Source organism: Streptomyces sp. HUAS ZL42, from assembly GCF_040782645.1.
Classification (GTDB): Bacteria; Actinomycetota; Actinomycetes; order Streptomycetales; family Streptomycetaceae; genus Streptomyces.
In genome coordinates, this window is sequence record NZ_CP160403.1 from 5,746,948 (window position 1) to 5,767,199 (window position 20,252).

At 69.8% G+C, this 20,252-nt stretch carries 15 protein-coding genes and 1 rRNA gene; 13 read left to right on the forward strand and 3 right to left on the reverse strand.

Annotation, left to right across the window (positions count from 1 at the left end; genetic code table 11):
- Positions 1-16 precede the first annotated feature (16 nt).
- Positions 17-547, reverse strand: coding sequence for a cysteine dioxygenase family protein (locus ABZO29_RS26465; RefSeq protein ID WP_367322676.1), 531 nt, complete (start codon positions 545-547; stop codon positions 17-19).
- A gap of 686 nt (positions 548-1,233) precedes the next feature.
- Here ABZO29_RS26465 and ABZO29_RS26470 point away from each other — a divergent pair.
- The 3 genes from ABZO29_RS26470 to ABZO29_RS26480 all read left to right on the forward strand — a co-directional run bounded on the left by ABZO29_RS26470 (position 1,234) and on the right by ABZO29_RS26480 (position 6,867).
- A complete protein-coding gene (locus ABZO29_RS26470) occupies positions 1,234-1,497 on the forward strand; it encodes a WhiB family transcriptional regulator (RefSeq protein WP_003975777.1) in 264 nt (87 codons plus the stop codon).
- Positions 1,498-1,693: 196 nt separating this feature from the next.
- A complete protein-coding gene (locus ABZO29_RS26475) occupies positions 1,694-5,389 on the forward strand; it encodes a glycosyltransferase (protein ID WP_367322677.1) in 3,696 nt (1,231 codons plus the stop codon).
- The gene (locus ABZO29_RS26480) at positions 5,386-6,867 is read left to right on the forward strand and encodes a DUF5719 family protein (protein ID WP_367322678.1); all 1,482 of its coding nucleotides are present in this window, start codon (positions 5,386-5,388) and stop codon (positions 6,865-6,867) included. The genes ABZO29_RS26475 and ABZO29_RS26480 overlap by 4 nt, the downstream gene beginning before the upstream one ends.
- Positions 6,868-6,933: 66 nt before the next feature.
- On the opposite strand, the gene ABZO29_RS26485 is transcribed toward ABZO29_RS26480, so the two are convergent.
- Positions 6,934-7,389: a metallopeptidase family protein gene (locus ABZO29_RS26485; protein ID WP_367322679.1), complete on the reverse strand. Its 456-nt coding sequence runs from the start codon at positions 7,387-7,389 to the stop codon at positions 6,934-6,936.
- Between the two features lie 309 nt (positions 7,390-7,698).
- Here ABZO29_RS26485 and ABZO29_RS26490 point away from each other — a divergent pair, with 309 nt between their 5' ends.
- From ABZO29_RS26490 to ABZO29_RS26525, 8 genes are all read left to right on the forward strand, one after another.
- Positions 7,699-8,115, forward strand: a complete 417-nt coding sequence (locus ABZO29_RS26490; protein WP_367322680.1) for a DUF3499 domain-containing protein — start codon at positions 7,699-7,701, stop codon at positions 8,113-8,115.
- Positions 8,116-8,270: 155 nt separating this feature from the next.
- Positions 8,271-9,635 carry a phosphomannomutase/phosphoglucomutase gene (locus tag ABZO29_RS26495; protein WP_367322681.1) on the forward strand — a complete coding sequence of 455 codons (1,365 nt, stop codon included), beginning with the start codon at positions 8,271-8,273 and terminating at the stop codon, positions 9,633-9,635.
- A gap of 156 nt (positions 9,636-9,791) precedes the next feature.
- On the forward strand, positions 9,792-9,962 hold the full coding sequence (locus tag ABZO29_RS26500; protein ID WP_367322682.1) for a Trm112 family protein: 171 nt from the start codon (positions 9,792-9,794) through the stop codon (positions 9,960-9,962).
- Between the two features lie 44 nt (positions 9,963-10,006).
- Positions 10,007-11,137 carry an SIS domain-containing protein gene (locus ABZO29_RS26505; protein ID WP_367322683.1) on the forward strand — a complete coding sequence of 377 codons (1,131 nt, stop codon included), beginning with the start codon at positions 10,007-10,009 and terminating at the stop codon, positions 11,135-11,137.
- A 72-nt stretch (positions 11,138-11,209) separates the two neighbouring features.
- Positions 11,210-12,361, forward strand: coding sequence for a mannose-6-phosphate isomerase, class I (gene manA / locus ABZO29_RS26510; RefSeq protein ID WP_367322684.1), 1,152 nt, complete (start codon positions 11,210-11,212; stop codon positions 12,359-12,361).
- Between the two features lie 136 nt (positions 12,362-12,497).
- Complete coding sequence (locus tag ABZO29_RS26515) at positions 12,498-13,478, forward strand: cation diffusion facilitator family transporter (protein ID WP_367322685.1); 981 nt, start codon at positions 12,498-12,500, stop codon at positions 13,476-13,478.
- Between the two features lie 314 nt (positions 13,479-13,792).
- Entirely contained in the window at positions 13,793-15,250 is a 1,458-nt protein-coding gene (gene ahcY / locus ABZO29_RS26520) for an adenosylhomocysteinase (RefSeq protein WP_367322686.1), read from the forward strand.
- Positions 15,251-15,364: 114 nt separating this feature from the next.
- Positions 15,365-15,979 carry a hypothetical protein gene (locus ABZO29_RS26525; protein ID WP_367322687.1) on the forward strand — a complete coding sequence of 205 codons (615 nt, stop codon included), beginning with the start codon at positions 15,365-15,367 and terminating at the stop codon, positions 15,977-15,979.
- Between the two features lie 20 nt (positions 15,980-15,999).
- Here the strand turns inward: ABZO29_RS26525 and ABZO29_RS26530 are convergent, their stop codons facing one another.
- Positions 16,000-16,992, reverse strand: coding sequence for an RDD family protein (locus tag ABZO29_RS26530; protein ID WP_367326254.1), 993 nt, complete (start codon positions 16,990-16,992; stop codon positions 16,000-16,002).
- Positions 16,993-17,123: 131 nt separating this feature from the next.
- Here ABZO29_RS26530 and ABZO29_RS26535 point away from each other — a divergent pair, with 131 nt between their 5' ends.
- Both ABZO29_RS26535 and ABZO29_RS26540 read left to right on the forward strand, forming a co-directional pair.
- Entirely contained in the window at positions 17,124-18,131 is a 1,008-nt protein-coding gene (locus ABZO29_RS26535) for a stage II sporulation protein M (protein WP_367322688.1), read from the forward strand.
- Positions 18,132-18,686: 555 nt separating this feature from the next.
- Positions 18,687-20,212: ribosomal RNA gene (locus ABZO29_RS26540) — 16S ribosomal RNA — on the forward strand.
- The last annotated feature ends 40 nt before the right edge of the window (positions 20,213-20,252 follow it).

Genomic DNA, 20,252 nt, shown 5'->3' on the forward strand with positions numbered 1-20,252 from the left:
CGGGTACGACAACGTGTCAGGCAGTCACGACGTCGACCTCGTCGTACTCCGCCGGGGGCGCGCACCTGGCCGAATGCGCCGAATGCGTGGTGTGCATCGGCATCTCGGTCAGCCCCGGGTAGTAGACGTGCAGGCTCACGGCCGGCTCCAGCGCGTCGTTCACCACCTCGTGCACGTACCCGGGCGCGAACACCCGCTGCGCACCCGCCTCCAACGCGCGCGTGCCCCGCTCGGTGTGCTCGGTCAGGGTGCCGTCCAGGACGGTCAGCACACCGGAGGAGCGGCCGTGGTCGTGCAGCCCGCTGCCCTGCCCCGGCACCCAGCTCAGCAGCCAGACCTCGTAGCCGGGGCCGGTGCGCAGGCGGTGGTACCAGCGGGAGGTCGCGTCGTACTGGACGAGGTGCTCCCACTGCGAGCGGTCGGCGGCGATGGAGCGGGCCAGGCCGACGAACTCGGCGACGGTGGCCGGGTGCTCGCGCGGAGCCTGGAGGAGGTGCGGGACTTCGAGGATGTCGCCGGCGATCTGGAGGTCGCTGTCGCTGTTCATGGAGTGCGGTGGTTCCTCGGCGGAAGAGTGGGGGACAGAGGTGCCCTGGTGGGGCCGAAGGGAAACAGCGGCCGAGTCGCGAGGGACTCAGGCGCAGCCGGAGCGGGTGTGGCTCAACAGCTGGAACAGCAACAACAGCTACAGCGAGCGCGGGCAGCACCGAGGGACCCGGCGGAGCGGGTCGAGGTGAGCGCCAAGTTCGCGAGCATGCCCCCTAGGACATCGGTTCACACCTCCACTGTCAACTTGACGCCCGGTATGTGGGACATGTTTCACCTCATCCGGTTCATCGCGAAGGTGAAAGGTTTGTTCATGGGGTCGCGGGGACACATGGCGCACAACCGGGCGCACAGGCGTCGTTGCGATCCCGTGATCCGACTGTGATCCGGATCGCTTCGTTGCGTGTGTCGGAAACGAGTCGGAACGAGAACGAACTTCCGGGCGTCCTTCTCCGTACAAGCTCTGTGCGGGGCCCAAGGCGTCCGGGGCCTCTTCTGCCTGTCATGGTTTATGGCGATTTGAACACTTTCTGCACTGGCTTGGTTCCGCAGAGTGAATAAGGGGCCCAATAGCAGATCTCGGCTTGACTCGCCCGGAGCAGCACACTTGTAATTTCACTCGTGTCGTTCAGCCGGAATCGGTAACGGCAGCATCACGGGGACGCGAAAGACGGACGAGGGGCGCACATGACCGAGCTGGTGCAGCAACTGCTGGTCGACGACGCGGACGAGGAACTCGGCTGGCAGGAGCGCGCGCTCTGCGCCCAGACCGACCCCGAGTCGTTCTTCCCCGAGAAGGGCGGCTCCACCCGCGAGGCCAAGAAGGTCTGCCTCGCCTGTGAGGTCCGCTCCGAGTGCCTCGAGTACGCCCTGGCCAACGACGAGCGCTTCGGTATCTGGGGCGGCCTGTCCGAGCGCGAGCGCCGCCGGCTGAAGAAGGCGGCCGTCTGACGGAACGGCACGGACCTTCCGTACATACGCACCTTCCGTACATAGGTCACGATCGGCCCGTCGCAGGTGGGTTATCCACAGGCGGCGGGCCGTCGGCATGCCCAGCCGATAGTGTGGTCGCTCGTCCGAGACGCCCCGCTGCCCCCTCGGGGCACAGGCGTCCACCGCAGTCCATCGAACCGGGGCCCGTACCTCGATGTCCGTGCACAGCCACACGGCAGCACACCAAGACGTAGCTGCCACGGCGGGATTCGACCCGACCCGCCCACCCGAGTTCCCGCGTCACGTGGTGACGGCGGTCCTCGTCTCCCACGACGGTGCCCGCTGGCTGCCCGACGCGCTCGCCGGGCTGCTCGGCCAGGAGCGCCCCGTGCAGTACGTCATGGCGGCCGACACAGGCAGCGCGGACGACTCCGCCCAGCTCGTCACCGACTCCCTCGGCCCCGACCGCGTGCTGCACCTCGCCCGGCGGACCGGTTTCGGCCAGGCCGTCGAGGAGGCCAACCGCACCGCCCCCCTCCTCACCCCGGAGGAGCTGCCGTACCTGAAGCGGCCCAGCGGCTGGGACCCCGTCACGCGCACATGGCGCGACGACGCCTACGACATGCCCGACCTCCCCTACGGGGAGCCGGTGCAGTGGCTGTGGCTGCTGCACGACGACTGTGCCCCCGAGCCGGACGCCCTGGCCCAGCTCCTGCGCGTCGTGGAGAACGAGCTGGAACTGGGCCGCGACGACGTGGCAGTGGTGGGCCCCAAGCTGCGCGGCTGGTACGACCGCCGGCAGCTGCTGGAGGTCGGCGTGACCATCGCCCACTCCGGCCGTCGCTGGACCGGCCTGGACCGCCGCGAACAGGACCAGGGGCAGCACGACCACGTCCGGCCCGTGCTGTCGGTGTCCACCGCCGGCATGCTGATCCGCCGCGACGTCTTCGAGCAGCTCGGCGGTTTCGACCGGCGGCTGCCCCTGATGCGTGACGACGTCGACCTGTGCTGGCGCGCCCACTCCGCAGGCCACCGCGTCCTCATCGCCCCGGAAGCGGTCGTACGACACGCCGAGGCCGCCTCCCGCGAGCGCCGCACCGTCGACTGCGTGGGCCGCACGGCCGCCTCCCCGCACAAGGTCGACAAGGCCGGCGCCGTCTACACCCTGCTCGTCAACAGCCGCACGGCGGCGCTGCCCTGGGTCCTGCTGCGCCTCGTCCTCGGCACGCTCCTGCGGACCGTCGCCTACCTCGTCGGCAAGGTCCCCGGACAGGCCGTCGACGAGATCCGCGGCCTCCTGGGCACCCTGCTGCGGCCCGAGCGGATCATCGCCGGGCGGCGCAGGCGCGGCAGCCCGGTGGTCGACAAGGACGAACTGCGGCCGCTCTTCCCACCGCCCGGCGCGACCGTGCGGGCCACTGTCGAGCAGGTCGCGAGCAACCTCGTCGGCCGCTCGGACCCGGAGGCCGCCTCCGGCGCGGGACGGCACGGCAGCGCCATCGAGTCCGGGCCCGGCGGCGACGACGCCGACTTCCTGGAGATCGAGCAGTTCGCCCGCCTCAAGCGCATCGCCCGCAAGCCCGGCCCGGTGCTCTTCCTGGTGCTGCTGTTCGTCTCCCTGGTCGCCTGCCGGGAACTCCTCGGCGGCGGCGCGCTCGCGGGCGGAGCCCTGCTGCCCGCCCCGGCCGATGCGAGCGAGCTGTGGTCGCGCTACCTGGACGCCTGGCACCCCGTCGGCGCCGGCGGCACGCCGTCCGCACCGCCGTATCTCGCGATCGTCGCGATGCTGGCCTCCGCGCTGCTGGGCTCGACCGGGCTCGCGGTGACGGTCCTGCTCGTCTGCTCGGTGCCACTGGCCGGCTTCACCGCGTACTTCGCGTCCCGGCCGCTCGTGGAGTCCCGCCTCCTGCGCGCGTGGGCGGCCGTCGTCTACGCCTTCCTGCCCGCCGCCACCGGCGCCCTCGCGGGCGGCCGCATCGGCACCGCCGTGCTGGCCGTACTGCTGCCGCTCATCGCGCGCGCCGCCATCGCGGCCAGCGGCCTCGCGAACACCTCGGGTGCGCGCGGCAGTTGGCGCGCCACCTGGGCCTACGCGCTGCTTCTGACGATCACCACCGCGTTCACGCCGATCGTGTGGCCCATCGCGCTGCTTCTCGGCATCGCCGTCCTGGCCGTGCGCAGGGCCGAGATCACCGCCTACGCCCTGCGCTTCCTGGCCCAGCTGGGCACACCTCTGCTGATCCTCGCCCCGTGGTCGCTGTCCCTGCTGCCGTTCGGCTTCTTCACCGAAGCGGGGCTGGAGTACGGCTCCTCGGCCGCCTCCGCGCTCGACCTGCTCGGCGCCAGCCCCGGTGGCCCCGGCACGGTCAACGGGCTGATGCTGTTCGGCATCGTCCTGGCGGCGCTGGCCGCCCTGATGCGCTCCGAGCGTCAGCAGGCCGTCTGGACGGCCTGGGCGGTCGCCCTGGTGGGTCTCGTCTTCGCGGTCCTGTCCAACGGCTCCACCTGGGCCGGTCCCGCGACGCTCGTGTACGGCATCGCGCTGCTCGCCGCCGCCGTCATGGGCGCCGACGGGGCACGCGCGCGGGTGGCCGAGCAGAGCTTCGGCTGGCGCCAGCCGGTGGCCGCCCTGATCGCCTTCGCCTCGGCCGCGGGCCCGCTGCTCGTCGCCGCCGGCTGGATGATCGGCGGCGCCGACGGGCCGCTGGAGCGGCGCGATCCCGTGCAGGTGCCCGCGTTCGTCGCCGAGGAGAGCAGCACCCGCGACCAGGCTCGCACCCTCGTCCTCGACAGCGACTCCGCAGCCCACGTGGCCTACATGCTGGTCCGCGGCTCGGGCGCTCGCCTCGGCGACGCCGAACTTGCCGCCGCCGACGGCGAGAACAGCAAGCTCGACAAGGTCGTCGCCAACCTCGTGGCCGGCTCCGGCGCGGACCAGGCGAACCAGCTCGGCAGCTTCGCCGTCCGCTATGTCCTCGTCCACAAGGGTGCCCCGCGCGAGGTCACCCGCGTCCTGGACGCCACGCCCGGCCTGAGCCGGCTCAGCCAGCAGGACGGCAGCGCCCTGTGGCGGGTCGACCAGGAGGTCTCCCGCGCGGCCATCGTGTCCAAGTCCGGTTCGGGCACCCCGAAGCCGGTCGCGGCCGGGCCCGTCGAGATCCACACCACCGTCCCGGACGGCGCCGAAGGCCGCGTCCTGCGCCTGGCCGACGCCGCCGCCGACGGCTGGACCGCCACCCTCGACGGCAAGCCACTCACCCGCACCACCGTCGACGGCTGGGCACAGGGCTTCGAACTCCCCGCCTCCGGCGGGAAACTCGACGTGACCTACGACGACCCGATCGGCCACACCGCCTGGCTGTGGGCCCAGGGCTTCCTCGCCGTCGTCCTCGTCGTGATGGCCCTGCCCGGCCGCCGTCGCGACATCGACGACGACCTGCCCGAGGAGCGGCCCGTCCCCGCCCAGGCCGTCGCCGGCGAGGGCCGCCGCGCCCGCCGCCTGCGCGCCCAGGCCGAGGCGGAGGCCGAGGAGGCCGGTCAGGAGGAGGTGCCGCCCCCTCCGCAGGAGACTCCCGTCGCCGTCCCGCAGCAGCAGTCCTACGACGAGTGGGATCCGGCGACCTACTCGAACGCCGAGTACACCGACTACGGCAACGAGCAGTACCAGGGCACCCAGCAGCAGTACCCGGCCGGCACGTACGACCAGAGCCAGCCGTACGCCCCCTACCAGGGCGGCCAGTACGACCCGTACACCTACGGGGACCAGAGCGGGCAGGCGACGTACGACCAGACGTACAACCAGGCCGCCTACGACCCGGCGTACGGCCAGGGTTACGACCCCACGTACGACCCGGCGCAGCCCCACCCCCACGGCACCGGCAGTGAGCGCCCCGACGGGAGCCAGCAGTGAACCGCACCACCCTGTCCCTGATCGCCGGTACCGCCGCGCTCGCCGCCGTCACCGGAATCGCGGCGCTCACCGCGCCCGAGGCCTCCGGGAGGGACACCGCCAAGGCGGCAGCCGAACTGCCCGTGGAGCGCACGAGCCTGCTCTGCCCGGCACCCAGCACGTCCGACCTCGCCGAGACGTCGTACACGTCCTTCACGCCCGTCACGAAGGGCACGGGCAGTGACGGCAAGGCGGAGTTGCAGCCGACGGGTGCGCAATCCGCGGACGCGAAGGGCGAGAAGGCCGCCAAGCCGGTCCTCGCCCCCAAGGCGCCCGGTACGCCGGCCACCGGGGACGCCTCCGGTGGCGACTCGCCCGCGCTGATCGGCACCGCCGAGGGGAAGTTCGCGCCCGGCTGGACCGTCCAGCAGACCACCGAGGTCGCCGCCGGCACCGGGCGCGGCCTCCAGGGCGTCAACTGCACGTCTGCGGACACCGAGTTCTGGTTCCCGGGCGTCAGCACGGCCGCCGACCGTACGGACTACGTCCATCTGACCAACCCCGACGACTCGGCCGCCGTCGCCGACATCGAGCTCTACGGCAAGGACGGGACAGTGAAGTCCACGGTGGGGGAGGGCGTCACGGTCCCGCCGCACTCCAGCGAGCCGGTCCTGCTGTCCACCCTCATCAGCGAGAAGCAGGAAGACCTCACCGTGCACGTGAGCGTGCGCAGCGGCCGGGTCGCGGCGGCGGTGCAGTCCCTGGACGACAAGCTCGGCGGTGACTGGCTGGCCGCGTCCACTGATCCCGCGGCGAGCCTGGTCCTGCCGGGCATCCCGAAGGACGCCACATCCGTGCGGCTGGTCGCGTTCACGCCGGGTGGAGCGGACGCGGACCTCAAGGTGCGGCTGGCCTCGCCCACGGGGCTGATCACACCCGCGGGGAACGAGACGCTGCACGTGAAGGCGGGCATGACCACGGCGGTCGACCTGGGCGACGTGACGCGCGGCGAGGCGGGTTCCCTGGTGCTGACCCCGACGGGCCCGTCGGTGCCGGTCGTCGCGGCGGTCCGTGTGGTGCGCGGCAAGGGCGCCAAACAGGAGACGGCGTTCATTCCGGCGACCAGCCCCGTCGGCGCACGCGCCTCGTCGGCCGACAACAGCGGCAAGGGCTCCACGCTCTCCCTGACCGCCCCCACGGGCGCCGCCACGGTCAGGGTCACGGCCTCCGCGGGCAGCGAGGGCGGCACGGCGGTCACGAAGACCTACACGATCAAGTCCGGCACCACCCAGGACGTCACCCCACCGCTGCCGAGCGGCCTGAAGGGCACGTACGCCCTGACGGTGGAACGGGTGTCGGGCGCTCCTGTGTACGCGTCCCGAATGCTCGCGGCGACAGAGGAAGGCATCCAGGGTTTCACGATCCAGACCCTCCCGGACGACCGGGGGATGGTGGCGGTACCGGAGGCGGACGAGGACTTGTCGGTGCTGGAGAAGTAGGCCGCCCGGCTGCGGGCGGCACCCCGCCGACGCCGACCGCAGCACCGGGTGCCTACCCGACGACGCCTAGTCCTCGCCGTACCGCGGATCCACCGTCTCCGGTGTCAGCCCCAGCAACTCGGCGACCTGCTCCACGACCACCTCGTGCACCAGCGCCGCCCGCTCATCGCGCCCCTTCGTGCGGATCTCGACCGGCCGCCGGTAGACGACCACCCGGGCCCGCCGCCCCTCACCCCGGGGAATCGTCCCCCCGAGTGGAACCGCCTCGTCGTTCCAGGGTCCCCCGCGCCCATCGAGCCGCGGCACCTCCAGCACCAGGAAGTCGATGTCCGCCAACTGCGGCCACCGCCGCTCCAGGCGCTCCACGGAGTCCTGCACCAGGTCCGCGAACACCTCGGCGCGGCTGGCCGCGAGTGGCACCTGCGGCGGCGCGATCGGCCCGCGCATGCCCCGGCCGTGGCGATCACGACGGCGGGGCCCGGGGCCGGGGTCGGCGGCACGGGGTGTAACCGGGTTCTCCATCACTGGTGAAGCGTAGTCCCGAAGCGTTCCACCCGCCGCCACCCGCCTCCCCGGTCCCCGCGCGGTGCCCGATCACCTTCCGGACACCCCCACCGCAATGTCGCAGGATGACCATTCCAGCCAAGCTTGGGCTCGATTCCGTATCTCTCCGGGACCGTCGATCTCTAGGCAATTGGCAGTGTTTGTGCCGAGTCGTGACCGGATCCGGGATCGTTCGACATCTGGGAAAGGTGTGTCGGCGCAGGTCAGCGGGGTATGACAGGAGAGGCCTGTGGGGCGTTTCACAACACGACACGGTGGAGTGACCTGGTGGAGAGTCGTCGCGGCCCGCTCAAGAGTGCGGTACCGTCCAACGTCGTGAGCCCTGTACGTCGCTGTTCGCGCACCGCTTGCGGCCGACCCGCCGTCGCGACGCTGACGTACGTCTACGCCGACTCGACCGCGGTCCTCGGCCCGCTCGCCACCTACGCCGAACCCCACTGCTACGACCTGTGCGCCGAGCACTCCGAGCGCCTCACCGCCCCGCGCGGCTGGGAGGTCGTCCGTCTGCTCGACGGTTCGGCTCCCGCCCGCCCCAGTGGCGATGATCTGGAAGCGCTTGCCAACGCTGTGCGCGAGGCGGCGCGTCCCCAGGAGCGGGCGGCCGGTGGCGGAGGCCGTACGGCGGACCCGATGGAGGTCGCTCGCCGGGGCCATCTCCGCGTCCTGCGGTCCCCGGACAACTGAGCCCTCCCCTTACCGAGTTCGGTAAATCCGTTGTTGCCTCCGTTGTTGCCCTGACCTGAGGTTACGTCTGGAAGTCCACTCAGCGTCGGCACAGCGCACTGTCGGTCCGGGCGGGTAGTTTGGGACGGCCGATAGGACTTTCAGGAGGGTTGGCCGTGGCTGCTGATCTGTCGCAGATCGTGAAGGCGTACGACGTACGCGGTGTCGTTCCGGAGCAGTGGGACGAGTCGCTGGCCGAGCTCTTCGGGGCGGCCTTCGCCGAGGTGACCGGCGCGGAGGCGATCGTGATCGGTCACGACATGCGTCCGTCGTCCCCCGGCCTGTCGCGTGCCTTCGCGCGCGGGGCGGCGGCACGCGGCGTCGACGTCACCGAGATCGGCCTCTGCTCGACGGACCAGCTGTACTACGCCTCAGGGGCGTTCGCCCTGCCGGGCGCGATGTTCACGGCCTCGCACAACCCGGCGAAGTACAACGGCATCAAGATGTGCCGCGCGGGCGCGGCCCCGGTCGGCCAGGACACGGGCCTGGCGGAGATCCGCGAACTGGTCGAGCGATGGACGGAGTCGGGCGCCCCCGAGCCGGCCCCCGAACCGGGAACGATCACGCAGCGGGACACGTTGGAGGGCTATGCGCAGCACCTCCGCTCCCTTGTCGACCTGGCCTCCATCCGCCCCCTGAAGGTCGTGGTCGACGCGGGCAACGGCATGGGCGGGCACACCGTCCCCACGGTTTTCGCGGGACTGCCCCTGACCCTCGTCCCGATGTACTTCGAGCTGGACGGCACCTTCCCGAACCACGAGGCCAACCCCCTGGACCCGGCCAACATCGTGGACCTGCAGAAGCGCGTCCGCGAGGAGGACGCCGACCTCGGCATCGCCTTCGACGGCGACGCCGACCGCTGCTTCGTGGTCGACGGGCACGGCGACCCGGTCTCGCCGTCCGCGATCACCGCCCTGGTCGCCTCCCGCGAACTCGCCAGGCACGGCGGCAAGGGCACGATCATCCACAACCTGATCACGTCGTGGTCGGTTCCCGAGGTGGTGAAGGAGAACGGCGGCACACCCGTCCGTACGCGCGTGGGCCACTCCTTCATCAAGGCGGAGATGGCGAAGAACGGCGCGATCTTCGGCGGCGAACACTCCGCGCACTACTACTTCAAGGACTTCTGGAACGCCGATACGGGCATGCTGGCCGCCTTGCACGTCCTGGCGGCCCTCGGCGGCCAGGACGGCCCCCTGTCGGCCCTGGTCGCGAAGTACGACCGCTACGTCGGCTCCGGTGAGATCAACTCCACCGTCGACGACCAGGCGGGCCGCCTGGCAGCGATCAGGGCGGCGTACGAGACCCGCGAGGACGTGACCCTCGACGAACTGGACGGCCTCACCGTCACCACCGCCGACTGGTGGTTCAACGTCCGCCCCTCCAACACGGAACCCCTCCTGCGCCTTAACGCGGAGGCCCGTGACGAGGCGACGACGGCGAAGGTACGGGACGAGGTACTGGCGATCATCAGAGGCTGACGCCTTGTGAGGGTGGCCTCTTGGCCAACCGAGTGGGGTGGTGGGTGCCGCGGACCAACCCCGGCCACTCCCTCCGCCCCCACCCCACCGGCGGTACGCTGACCAGGCACATCCGCACACCAACGCACAACACACCCACCCCCGAAAGGACACCTCATGCCGCTCGAAGCCGGCCTCCTGGAGATCCTCGCCTGCCCGGCCTGCCATGCCCCCCTCAAGGAGCAGGACGCCGAGCTGATCTGCACCGGCCAGGACTGCGGCCTGGCGTACCCCGTCCGTGACGGCATCCCCGTCCTTCTCATCGACGAGGCCCGGCGACCCGCGTAGCCGACCCGCGTAAACGACGACCCCGGCGATCGGAGACTGCCGCCATGCTCGACGAATCGCTGCTCGACACGCCGGAGGCCCTCGCCGAGGCCGACCGCCGTGCCCTCCTGCGCGGCGCCGCCGAAGCCGGCGCCCGCGTCCGCACCGCCGCCCGGCACGCCACCGAGGCCGGCGTCAACGACCTCAAACCGGACGGCCGCCCCCGCGCGATCCTCATCGCGGGCCCCGGTGCCGCCGCCACCTGCGTCGCCGACCTGCTCGAGACCCTCGCAGGCGCCGGCTGCCCCGTCACCCGACTGGCCCCCACCGGTGTCGCCCCCGCCGCGGGCGCCCTGCGCTGGGAACTCCCCGGCTGGGCGGGCTCCATCGACCTGCTCCTCATCGCCACGCCGGACGGCAGCGAACCGTCCCTCTCCCTCCTCGCCGAGCAGGCCTACCGCCGCGGCATCACCGTCGTCGCCGTCGCACCCGCCAGCTCCCCCCTCACCGAGGCGGTCAACGCCGCGCACGGCCTCTACGTACCGATGGCGACGGCGCCTTACGAGCAGGACGAACAGCCCCTCGCCGCGTCCGCGCCCGGCGTCCTGTGGGCGCTGCTCACCCCGCTCCTGGCGATCCTGGACCGGACGGGCCTGATCACGGCCCCACCCGAGGCGCTCGAGAAGGTCGCCGACCGCCTCGACCACATCGCCGAGCGCTGCGGCCCGGCCATCGCGACGTACAGCAACCCCGCCAAGACCCTCGCCGCCGAACTCGCCGACACCCTCCCGGTGATCTGGACCGAGGGCACGTCGGCCGGCCCGGCGGGCCGCCGCTTCGCCGCCGCCCTCGCCGAGCTCTCCGGCAGCCCCGCGGTCGTCGCCGAACTCCCCGAGGCGCTCGCCGCGCACAGCGCGTTGCTGGCCGGTCCGCTCGCCGCCAGCGCCGACCCCGACGACTTCTTCCGGGACCGCGTGGAGGAGGCGCCCGCCCTGCACGCGCGCGTGGTGCTGCTCCGCGACCGCCCGATCGGCGGCCTCACCGCCGCGCCTGCCGCCCGTGACCTGGCCCTCAGCCACGACACGCCGATCAGCGAACTCGAGCCCGAACCCGGCGGCGAACTGGAGACCCTCGCGGAACTGATCGCCATCACGGATTTCGCCGCCGTTTACCTGGCGCTCGCCTCAGGCGCCTGACCTGGGCATCCGGGCACACACCTGCCGACCAGCGCTCGCTGAGCGGCGTACGTACGGAGACGAAGACACAGCATGGACCGCCTCGACAACACCATCCGCCCCTACGCCTGGGGCTCCACCACCGCCATCCCCGAGCTGCTCGGCGTCGAGCCGAGCGGCGAGCCGCAGGCGGAGATGTGGATGGGCGCCCACCCGGGCGCGCCCTCGCGCACCGCGCGCGGCACGCTGGTCGAGGTGATCGAAACGGATCCGGAACGCGAGCTGGGCGAGCGAGCCGTCGCCAGGTTCGGCCCCCGGCTCCCCTTCCTCCTCAAGATCCTCGCCGCCGGCGCCCCGCTCTCCCTCCAGGTGCACCCCGACCTGGAGCAGGCGAAGGAGGGTTACCAGGACGAAGAACGCCGCAACATCCCCATCGACGCTTCGTACCGCAACTACAAGGATGCCAATCACAAGCCCGAACTCATCTGCGCGCTCACCGAGTTCGACGGCCTGTGCGGCTTCCGTGACCCGGTGCATGCCGCCGACCTGCTCGACGGCCTCGGCGTCGACTCCCTCAAGCCGTATGTCGACCTGCTGCACGCCCATCCCGAGGACGCGGCCCTGCGTGAGGTCCTGACCGCCGTACTGACCGCGGACCGCAAGGAGATGGCCCACAGCGTCGCCGAGGCAGCGGCCGCCTGCGACCGGCTCGGCGGAGACTACGCCCCCTACGCCGGCATCGCCCACCACTACCCGGGCGACCCCGGCGTCATCGCGGCGATGCTGCTCAACCACGTCCGGCTGCAGCCCGGCGAGGCCCTGTTCCTGGGCGCCGGCATCCCGCACGCCTACCTGAGCGGCCTCGGCGTCGAGATCATGGCCAACTCGGACAACGTCCTGCGCTGCGGCCTGACACCCAAGCACGTCGACGTCCCCGAACTCCTGCGGATCGTCCGCTTCGAGGCCGGTGACCCCAGCGTGCTGCGCCCGGAGGCCGCACCCGACGGCGAGGAGGTCTACGAGACCCCGATCGAGGAGTTCCGGCTGTCCCGCTACGTCCTCCCGCAGGGCGTCGCCGTCCACGACCTCACGCGCGCGACCCCGCAGATCCTGCTGTGCACCGCGGGTGTGGTCCGCGCGGGCGAGCACCGGCTGACCCCCGGCCAGTCGGTCTTCGTCCCCGCAGGGGAGACAGCCGAAGTGTCCGGGGCCGGCACCGTCTTCCGGGCCACTGTGATCGTATGACCGTGATTGTGGGCACCTGACGCGCCGCTGCCGGACGGGGCTGCAACAATGGCCCACCGGCAAAGGACGGGCAAAGCCAACCGCGGGCGGCGCCCTGAACTGCGTACGTACGAAGGCGAAGGGACATCGCGAACTCATGAGCGCGTCAGGCGGCACCAAGGCGATCGTGGCGGCACTCGGCGCCAACCTCGCGATCGCGGCATCGAAGTTCGTGGCGTTCGCGTTCAGCGGCTCGTCCTCGATGCTGGCCGAGGGCGTGCACTCGCTCGCCGACTCCGGCAACCAGGCCCTGCTCCTGATCGGCGGCAAGAAGGCCGAGCGCGAGGCCACCCCGCAGCACCCCTTCGGCTACGGCCGTGAGCGCTACATCTACGCCTTCCTCGTCTCGATCGTCCTCTTCTCCGTCGGTGGCATGTTCGCCATCTACGAGGGCTACGAGAAGATCAAGCACCCGCACGAACTGGAGCACTGGTACTGGCCGGTGGGCGTCCTCGTCTTCGCGATCATCTCTGAGTCCTTCTCCTTCCGTACGGCCATCAAGGAGTCCAACGAACTGCGCGGCTCGCTGTCCTGGACTCAGTTCGTCCGCCACGCCAAGGCCCCCGAGCTGCCCGTCGTCCTCCTGGAGGACTTCGGTGCCCTGATCGGTCTGGTCCTGGCCCTCGGCGGTGTCGGCCTGGCCCTGATCACCGGCGACGGCGTCTGGGACGGCATCGGCACGGTCCTCATCGGTGTCCTGCTCGTCCTGATCGCGCTCGTCCTGGCCGCCGAGACCAAGTCGCTGCTGCTCGGCGAGGCCGCGGGACTCGAAGAGGTCAAGAAGATCGAGGCCGCGACCGTCGACGGCGCCACGGTCACCGGCATCATCCACATGCGCACCCTCCACCTCGGCCCCGAGGAACTGCTGATCGCCGCCAAGATCGCTGTCCGGCACGACGACACGGCCGAAGACGTCGCCTCCGCCATCAACGCCGCCGAGGCCCGCATCCGCGAGGCCGTCCCGATCGCCCGCGTGATCTACCTCGAGCCCGACATCTACAGCGAGGCGGAGGCGGCCAAGGGCCCGGACCGTGAGGCCACGCCCGGGGGACCGGCGCCGCACGGCGCCGGCCACTGAGTTTCCTCACGTCGCTCGTCAGAGACGGCCGGGTGCGTCTCCCGGGCGCCGATCCCTTGCCGAGATCGGCGTGATGTGTTCGGAGGCGGACTGGGGTCGGCCGGGTCCGCCGGTGTAGCTTGGGACGGAGCCAGACGTCGCTGCTGATGGCGGTCGGGCGGTCCCACCGCGGACCGGCCGAGGGAGAGAGGGCCTCCGACGGACTGCGCTGCGCGCACGCGGGCATGCCTGTGTCCCCTTTGGGCACCCCTGTGTCCGCCGCCGCGCAGATCAGCCGTACCCAACCTCGACCCAACCCCGAGGAGCAGCTCGTAATGACGACTGTCGAGAACCGACAGGACTTCAAGGTCGCCGACCTCTCGCTGGCCGAGTTCGGCCGCAAGGAGATCACCCTCGCCGAGCACGAGATGCCCGGTCTGATGGCGATCCGCAAGGAGTACGCCGAGACGCAGCCCCTGGCCGGGGCCCGCGTCACCGGCTCTCTGCACATGACCGTGCAGACGGCCGTCCTGATCGAGACCCTGGTCGCTCTGGGCGCGCGGGTGCGCTGGGCGTCCTGCAACATCTTCTCGACCCAGGACCACGCGGCCGCCGCCATCGCCGTCGGCCCGAACGGCACGCCCGACAACCCGCAGGGCATCCCGGTCTTCGCCTGGAAGGGCGAGACCCTGGAGGAGTACTGGTGGTGCACGGAGCAGGCGCTGACCTGGCCGGACAGCCCCACCGGTGGCCCCAACATGATCCTCGACGACGGCGGTGACGCCACCCTCCTCGTCCACAAGGGCGTCGAGTACGAGAAGGACGGCAAGGTCCCCTCGGTCGACACCGCCGAGAACGACGAGCACCGAGTCATCCTCGAACTCCTCAATCGCACCATCACCGAGGGCTCCCAGAAGTGGACCCAGCTCGCCTCGGAGATCCGCGGCGTCACCGAGGAGACCACGACCGGCGTCCACCGCCTGTACGAGATGCAGCGCGACGGCGTCCTCCTCTTCCCGGCGATCAACGTGAACGACGCCGTCACCAAGTCGAAGTTCGACAACAAGTACGGCTGCCGCCACTCCCTGATCGACGGCATCAACCGCGCCACCGACGTCCTCATCGGCGGCAAGACCGCGGTCGTGTGCGGTTACGGCGATGTGGGCAAGGGCTGCGCGGAGTCCCTGCGCGGACAGGGCGCCCGCGTCATCGTCACCGAGATCGACCCGATCTGCGCCCTCCAGGCGGCGATGGACGGCTACCAGGTCACGACCCTCGACGACGTCATCGACAAGGCCGACATCTTCATCACCACGACCGGCAACAAGGACATCATCATGGCCTCGGACATGGCCAGGATGAAGCACCAGGCCATCGTCGGCAACATCGGCCACTTCGACAACGAGATCGACATGGCCGGCCTCGCCAAGGTCCCCGGCATCGTCAAGGACGAGGTCAAGCCGCAGGTCCACACCTGGACCTTCCCCGACGGCAAGGTGATCATCGTGCTGTCCGAGGGCCGCCTGCTGAACCTGGGCAACGCCACCGGTCACCCGTCGTTCGTGATGTCCAACTCGTTCGCGGACCAGACGCTGGCCCAGATCGAGCTGTTCACCAAGCCGGACGCTTACCCGACGGGTGTGTACACGCTGCCCAAGCACCTGGACGAGAAGGTCGCGCGTCTGCACCTGGACGCGCTCGGGGTGAAGCTGACCACGCTCCGCCCCGAGCAGGCGGCGTACATCGGTGTCGAGGTCGAGGGCCCGTACAAGCCGGACCACTACCGCTACTGAGCAGCGCCCCTGAGCAGCAGGTCCTCCGAGGCAGGCCCCCGCACCCCCGTGCCGGGGGCCTGCCCCTTTGGCCCTTGTGGCCGGATCAGCCCGTCAAGACCCAGGACCCACCCCATGCCCCGCGGCCGTTATTCGCTCCACGATCCACACGATCAAATCCCCCTCGCAGAAGAGCACTTCCACTGCGCGCCCGGCCCCTCCGGCTGGCGCTACGTCTCCCAGCTCACCACCCCCTCGGGCGATCACAGCGGCTCCGTCGACCTCGCCCTCGACGAACTCGGCCGCCCCATCCGGCTCGAACTCCATGCGAGGAGCTGGCAAGTGCGCGGTGCCGCCCTGGACGGCGTCACATGGGTCCGCACCGACCCCACCGGCACCCATGCCACCGAAGGCAATGTCCGCGCCCACGCCTTCACCGGCACGTCGCCCGCATTCCTCATCGCCACCACCCGTCTCCTGCGCCTCACCCCTTCCGCGCCCGCGACCCGCGTACGGCTCGTCGCCTTCACGGAGCCGGTCCTCGCCCCGCGCACCGTGGACCAGTCCTGGGCCTTGCTGAGAAGAGAAACACACGCCACTGACAACGGCCCTCTGACCGTGGACGAATACCAGGTCACAGCCCTGGACACGGGCGAACAGCACGCAGTGCACATCGCCGGAGACGTGGTGCTCGCGGCGCCCGGCATCGAACTGGAGAACCTGGAGTCGCCGCCGTCCGTGTTCGACTGAGCGGGGTGCAGGAGACCGGTTTACGCCGGCGGCGCGAAGCCCGTGTGGGGTCGATCGGCCGCGGCCGGTGGTTCGTCCTGCGGCGCGGCAACCGTGGGCGGCCGGTCCGGCCAGGGGGCGGCAGCCGCGGGCGGTTGCGCTGGAGCAGGTGGCTGCGCCGCCCAGGGACCGTACGCACCCGGCACACCAGCCGCAGCACCGCCGCCGACCACCGGACCACCGGCCATCGGACCACCGCCAACGGGACCACCAACAGCGGCCGTGCCGTTCGCGAACGCCCGCCGCACGTCCCGGGCCTGCCGCTCCTGCACCACCGCCGCCAGATACGCAGCCGGCGGAACCCCCTGCGGCGCCGGAGCCCCCGTACGCGCCGCCAGGTCTGTGGCCAGCCGCTCCGCCATCGCCCAGCCGACCTGCGGGTCGAGCTGGTGCATCCGGCTCAGGTACTGACGGATCGCAAGCCACAGGCCATCCGGAACTCCGGACAGGTCCAGGCCCGAGAACCTCCCTGCGAGCCAGGGCGGAGGCGGGGGCGCGAACCCTGTCCGACCGGCGGGCACACGCTCCCGTACGACCAGAGTCCCCGCGAACACGTCACCCAGCCGCCGACCGCGCGACGACACGAGCGAGGCGATACAGGCGACCACCCCGAAGGTCAGCAGAATCTCGACGACGCCGACCGCGCCCCGCACCAACGCGTGCCGGAACCGGATCGGTCCGCCGTCGTCCCGGACCACCCGCAGCCCGCACGCCAGTTTCCCCAGCGAACGCCCATGACTGAGCGTCTCCACCGCGATCGGCCCGCCCACCAGCACCAGCAAGAAGGTGGCGATCGACAACGCGATCTGTGCCGCCTCGTCCAATGACGCCGTGGACAGCACCAGAACCATGGACACCGCGATGTAGGCAGCCACGGCCACTGCCAGGTCGAGCACCAAGGCCAGGGCCCTGCTGGGCAGCCTCGCGGGGCGCAACTCCAGCGCCACCGCCTCGCCCGTCACCAGCTCATTCACGTCCGCCATCCCTTCCCCTGGCCTGCCCCGACGACCGTCAGTCTGCCAAGCTGAGGGCGCACCGCGCCGCAGTACGACAAGCTGACATCCACGACGAGCCGCCGACGAACAGCCGAGGAGCAGGCACACCGATGGACCTCGACGTCTTCGTCTCCACTCACAGAGCCGAGTGGGACCGCCTCGATGCCCTGCTCAGGCGCCAGCGCCGCCTCACCGGCCCCGAGGTCGACGAACTCGTCGCCCTCTATCAACGCACCGCCACCCACCTCTCCCTGATCCAGTCCAGCGCCCCCGATCCCCAGCTGACCGGTCGGCTGAGCCAACTGGTGGCACGCGCGCGTAGTGCCGTGACAGGGACCCGGCGCGCCTCCTGGCGGGACGTCACCCGCTTCCTCGCCCACGGTTTCCCCGCCGCGGTCTACCGATCCCGCCACTGGTGGGTACCCACAGCACTCATCTCCACCGCGGTGTCCATCCTCCTGGGATGGTGGATAGGCACCCACCCCGAGGTGCAGTCCTCCATCGCCGCCCCCAGCGAACTGCGCGAGCTCACCCGCCCGGGCGGTCAGTACGAGACGTACTACTCGAGCCACCCCGCGGCCGCCTTCGCCGCCCATGTCTGGACGAACAACGCCCAGGCCGCCGCAATGTGCCTGGTCCTGGGAGTCTTCCTGGGGCTGCCCGTCCTCTGGATCCTCTTCCAGAACATGCTGAACCTCGGCGTGGGCTTCGGCCTGATGTCCTCGGCCGGCCGCCTTGACACCTTCCTCGGCCTCGTCCTCCCACACGGCCTGCTCGAACTGACAGCGGTCTTCGTAGCCGCCGGCACCGGCCTGCGCCTCGGCTGGACCGTCATCTCCCCAGGCCCGCGGACCCGCCGCACGGCCCTCGCCGAGGAAGGACGCGCCGCCGTGGGCATGGCGATAGGTCTCGCCCTGGTCCTCTTCGTCTCCGGCGCGATCGAAGGCTTCGTCACCCCGTCGGGCCTGCCCACGTGGGCCCGCATCGGCATCGGAGTCGCCGCTGAACTGGCCTTCCTCGCCTACGTGTATGTCCTGGGCGGCCGCGCGGCCCGCGCCGGCGAGACAGGCGACCTCGAGGCTGCTGAGCGCAGCGCAACGGTGCCCATGGCCGCCTGATGTGCGTCCGCCCCCACTGAGCTGCTACTGTCTCCTTCGCCCCACGGGAGCCGTTGACACGGAGGCCCTGGGGAGGTAGATTCAAACAGTTGCCCGGAAGTGGATCTAGTCCCGCTGGGAACAGTGAGCATCTATCCGCTTCTCGGAACCTTGATTTCGCAGAAGCCCCTCCCGACCAATTCGGACACCAGAGGCCGTTCAGTACGGCCGCGAATCTCTGATAATGTCGGGTCCGCCGGAAAGAGAAACGCGAGAGCGGGAACCTGGAAAGCACCGAGGAAATCGGATCGAAAAGGATCTGATAGAGTCGGAAACGCAAGACCGAAGGGAAGCGCCCGGAGGAAAGCCCGAGAGGGTGAGTACGAAGGAAGCGTCCGTTCCTTGAGAACTCAACAGCGTGCCAAAAATCAACGCCAGATATGTTGATACCCCGTCTCCGGCCGTCATGGCTGGGGCGAGGTTCCTTTGAAATAACACAGCGAGGATGCTGTGTGTGAGGGGATTATTCCTCCTCTCGCACCGCTCTCGTGGTGTCATCCCGATTACGGGAGAACATTCACGGAGAGTTTGATCCTGGCTCAGGACGAACGCTGGCGGCGTGCTTAACACATGCAAGTCGAACGATGAAGCCCTTCGGGGTGGATTAGTGGCGAACGGGTGAGTAACACGTGGGCAATCTGCCCTGCACTCTGGGACAAGCCCTGGAAACGGGGTCTAATACCGGATATCACTTCCACGGGCATCTGTGGGGGTCGAAAGCTCCGGCGGTGCAGGATGAGCCCGCGGCCTATCAGCTTGTTGGTGAGGTAACGGCTCACCAAGGCGACGACGGGTAGCCGGCCTGAGAGGGCGACCGGCCACACTGGGACTGAGACACGGCCCAGACTCCTACGGGAGGCAGCAGTGGGGAATATTGCACAATGGGCGCAAGCCTGATGCAGCGACGCCGCGTGAGGGATGACGGCCTTCGGGTTGTAAACCTCTTTCAGCAGGGAAGAAGCGCAAGTGACGGTACCTGCAGAAGAAGCGCCGGCTAACTACGTGCCAGCAGCCGCGGTAATACGTAGGGCGCAAGCGTTGTCCGGAATTATTGGGCGTAAAGAGCTCGTAGGCGGCTTGTCACGTCGGGTGTGAAAGCCCGGGGCTTAACCCCGGGTCTGCATTCGATACGGGCTAGCTAGAGTGTGGTAGGGGAGATCGGAATTCCTGGTGTAGCGGTGAAATGCGCAGATATCAGGAGGAACACCGGTGGCGAAGGCGGATCTCTGGGCCATTACTGACGCTGAGGAGCGAAAGCGTGGGGAGCGAACAGGATTAGATACCCTGGTAGTCCACGCCGTAAACGGTGGGAACTAGGTGTTGGCGACATTCCACGTCGTCGGTGCCGCAGCTAACGCATTAAGTTCCCCGCCTGGGGAGTACGGCCGCAAGGCTAAAACTCAAAGGAATTGACGGGGGCCCGCACAAGCAGCGGAGCATGTGGCTTAATTCGACGCAACGCGAAGAACCTTACCAAGGCTTGACATACGCCGGAAAACCGTGGAGACACGGTCCCCCTTGTGGTCGGTGTACAGGTGGTGCATGGCTGTCGTCAGCTCGTGTCGTGAGATGTTGGGTTAAGTCCCGCAACGAGCGCAACCCTTGTCCTGTGTTGCCAGCATGCCCTTCGGGGTGATGGGGACTCACAGGAGACCGCCGGGGTCAACTCGGAGGAAGGTGGGGACGACGTCAAGTCATCATGCCCCTTATGTCTTGGGCTGCACACGTGCTACAATGGCAGGTACAATGAGCTGCGATACCGTGAGGTGGAGCGAATCTCAAAAAGCCTGTCTCAGTTCGGATTGGGGTCTGCAACTCGACCCCATGAAGTCGGAGTTGCTAGTAATCGCAGATCAGCATTGCTGCGGTGAATACGTTCCCGGGCCTTGTACACACCGCCCGTCACGTCACGAAAGTCGGTAACACCCGAAGCCGGTGGCCCAACCCCTTGTGGGAGGGAGCTGTCGAAGGTGGGACTGGCGATTGGGACGAAGTCGTAACAAGGTAGCCGTACCGGAAGGTGCGGCTGGATCACCTCCTTTCTAAGGAGCATCTAGCTGCCGCAAGGCAGCCAGAGCCACT

Excerpts from the sequence above, each read along its gene's own strand:
- ABZO29_RS26465 (WP_367322676.1), bottom strand. The coding sequence starts at position 547 with ATGAACAGCGACAGCGACCTCCAGATCGCCGGCGACATCCTCGAAGTC.
- ABZO29_RS26470 (WP_003975777.1), top strand. The coding sequence starts at position 1,234 with ATGACCGAGCTGGTGCAGCAACTGCTGGTCGACGACGCGGACGAGGAA.
- ABZO29_RS26475 (WP_367322677.1), top strand. The coding sequence starts at position 1,694 with ATGTCCGTGCACAGCCACACGGCAGCACACCAAGACGTAGCTGCCACG.
- ABZO29_RS26485 (WP_367322679.1), bottom strand. The coding sequence starts at position 7,389 with ATGGAGAACCCGGTTACACCCCGTGCCGCCGACCCCGGCCCCGGGCCC.
- ABZO29_RS26500 (WP_367322682.1), top strand. The coding sequence starts at position 9,792 with ATGCCGCTCGAAGCCGGCCTCCTGGAGATCCTCGCCTGCCCGGCCTGC.
- ABZO29_RS26505 (WP_367322683.1), top strand. The coding sequence starts at position 10,007 with ATGCTCGACGAATCGCTGCTCGACACGCCGGAGGCCCTCGCCGAGGCC.
- manA (WP_367322684.1), top strand. The coding sequence starts at position 11,210 with ATGGACCGCCTCGACAACACCATCCGCCCCTACGCCTGGGGCTCCACC.
- ABZO29_RS26515 (WP_367322685.1), top strand. The coding sequence starts at position 12,498 with ATGAGCGCGTCAGGCGGCACCAAGGCGATCGTGGCGGCACTCGGCGCC.
- ahcY (WP_367322686.1), top strand. The coding sequence starts at position 13,793 with ATGACGACTGTCGAGAACCGACAGGACTTCAAGGTCGCCGACCTCTCG.
- ABZO29_RS26525 (WP_367322687.1), top strand. The coding sequence starts at position 15,365 with ATGCCCCGCGGCCGTTATTCGCTCCACGATCCACACGATCAAATCCCC.
- ABZO29_RS26535 (WP_367322688.1), top strand. The coding sequence starts at position 17,124 with ATGGACCTCGACGTCTTCGTCTCCACTCACAGAGCCGAGTGGGACCGC.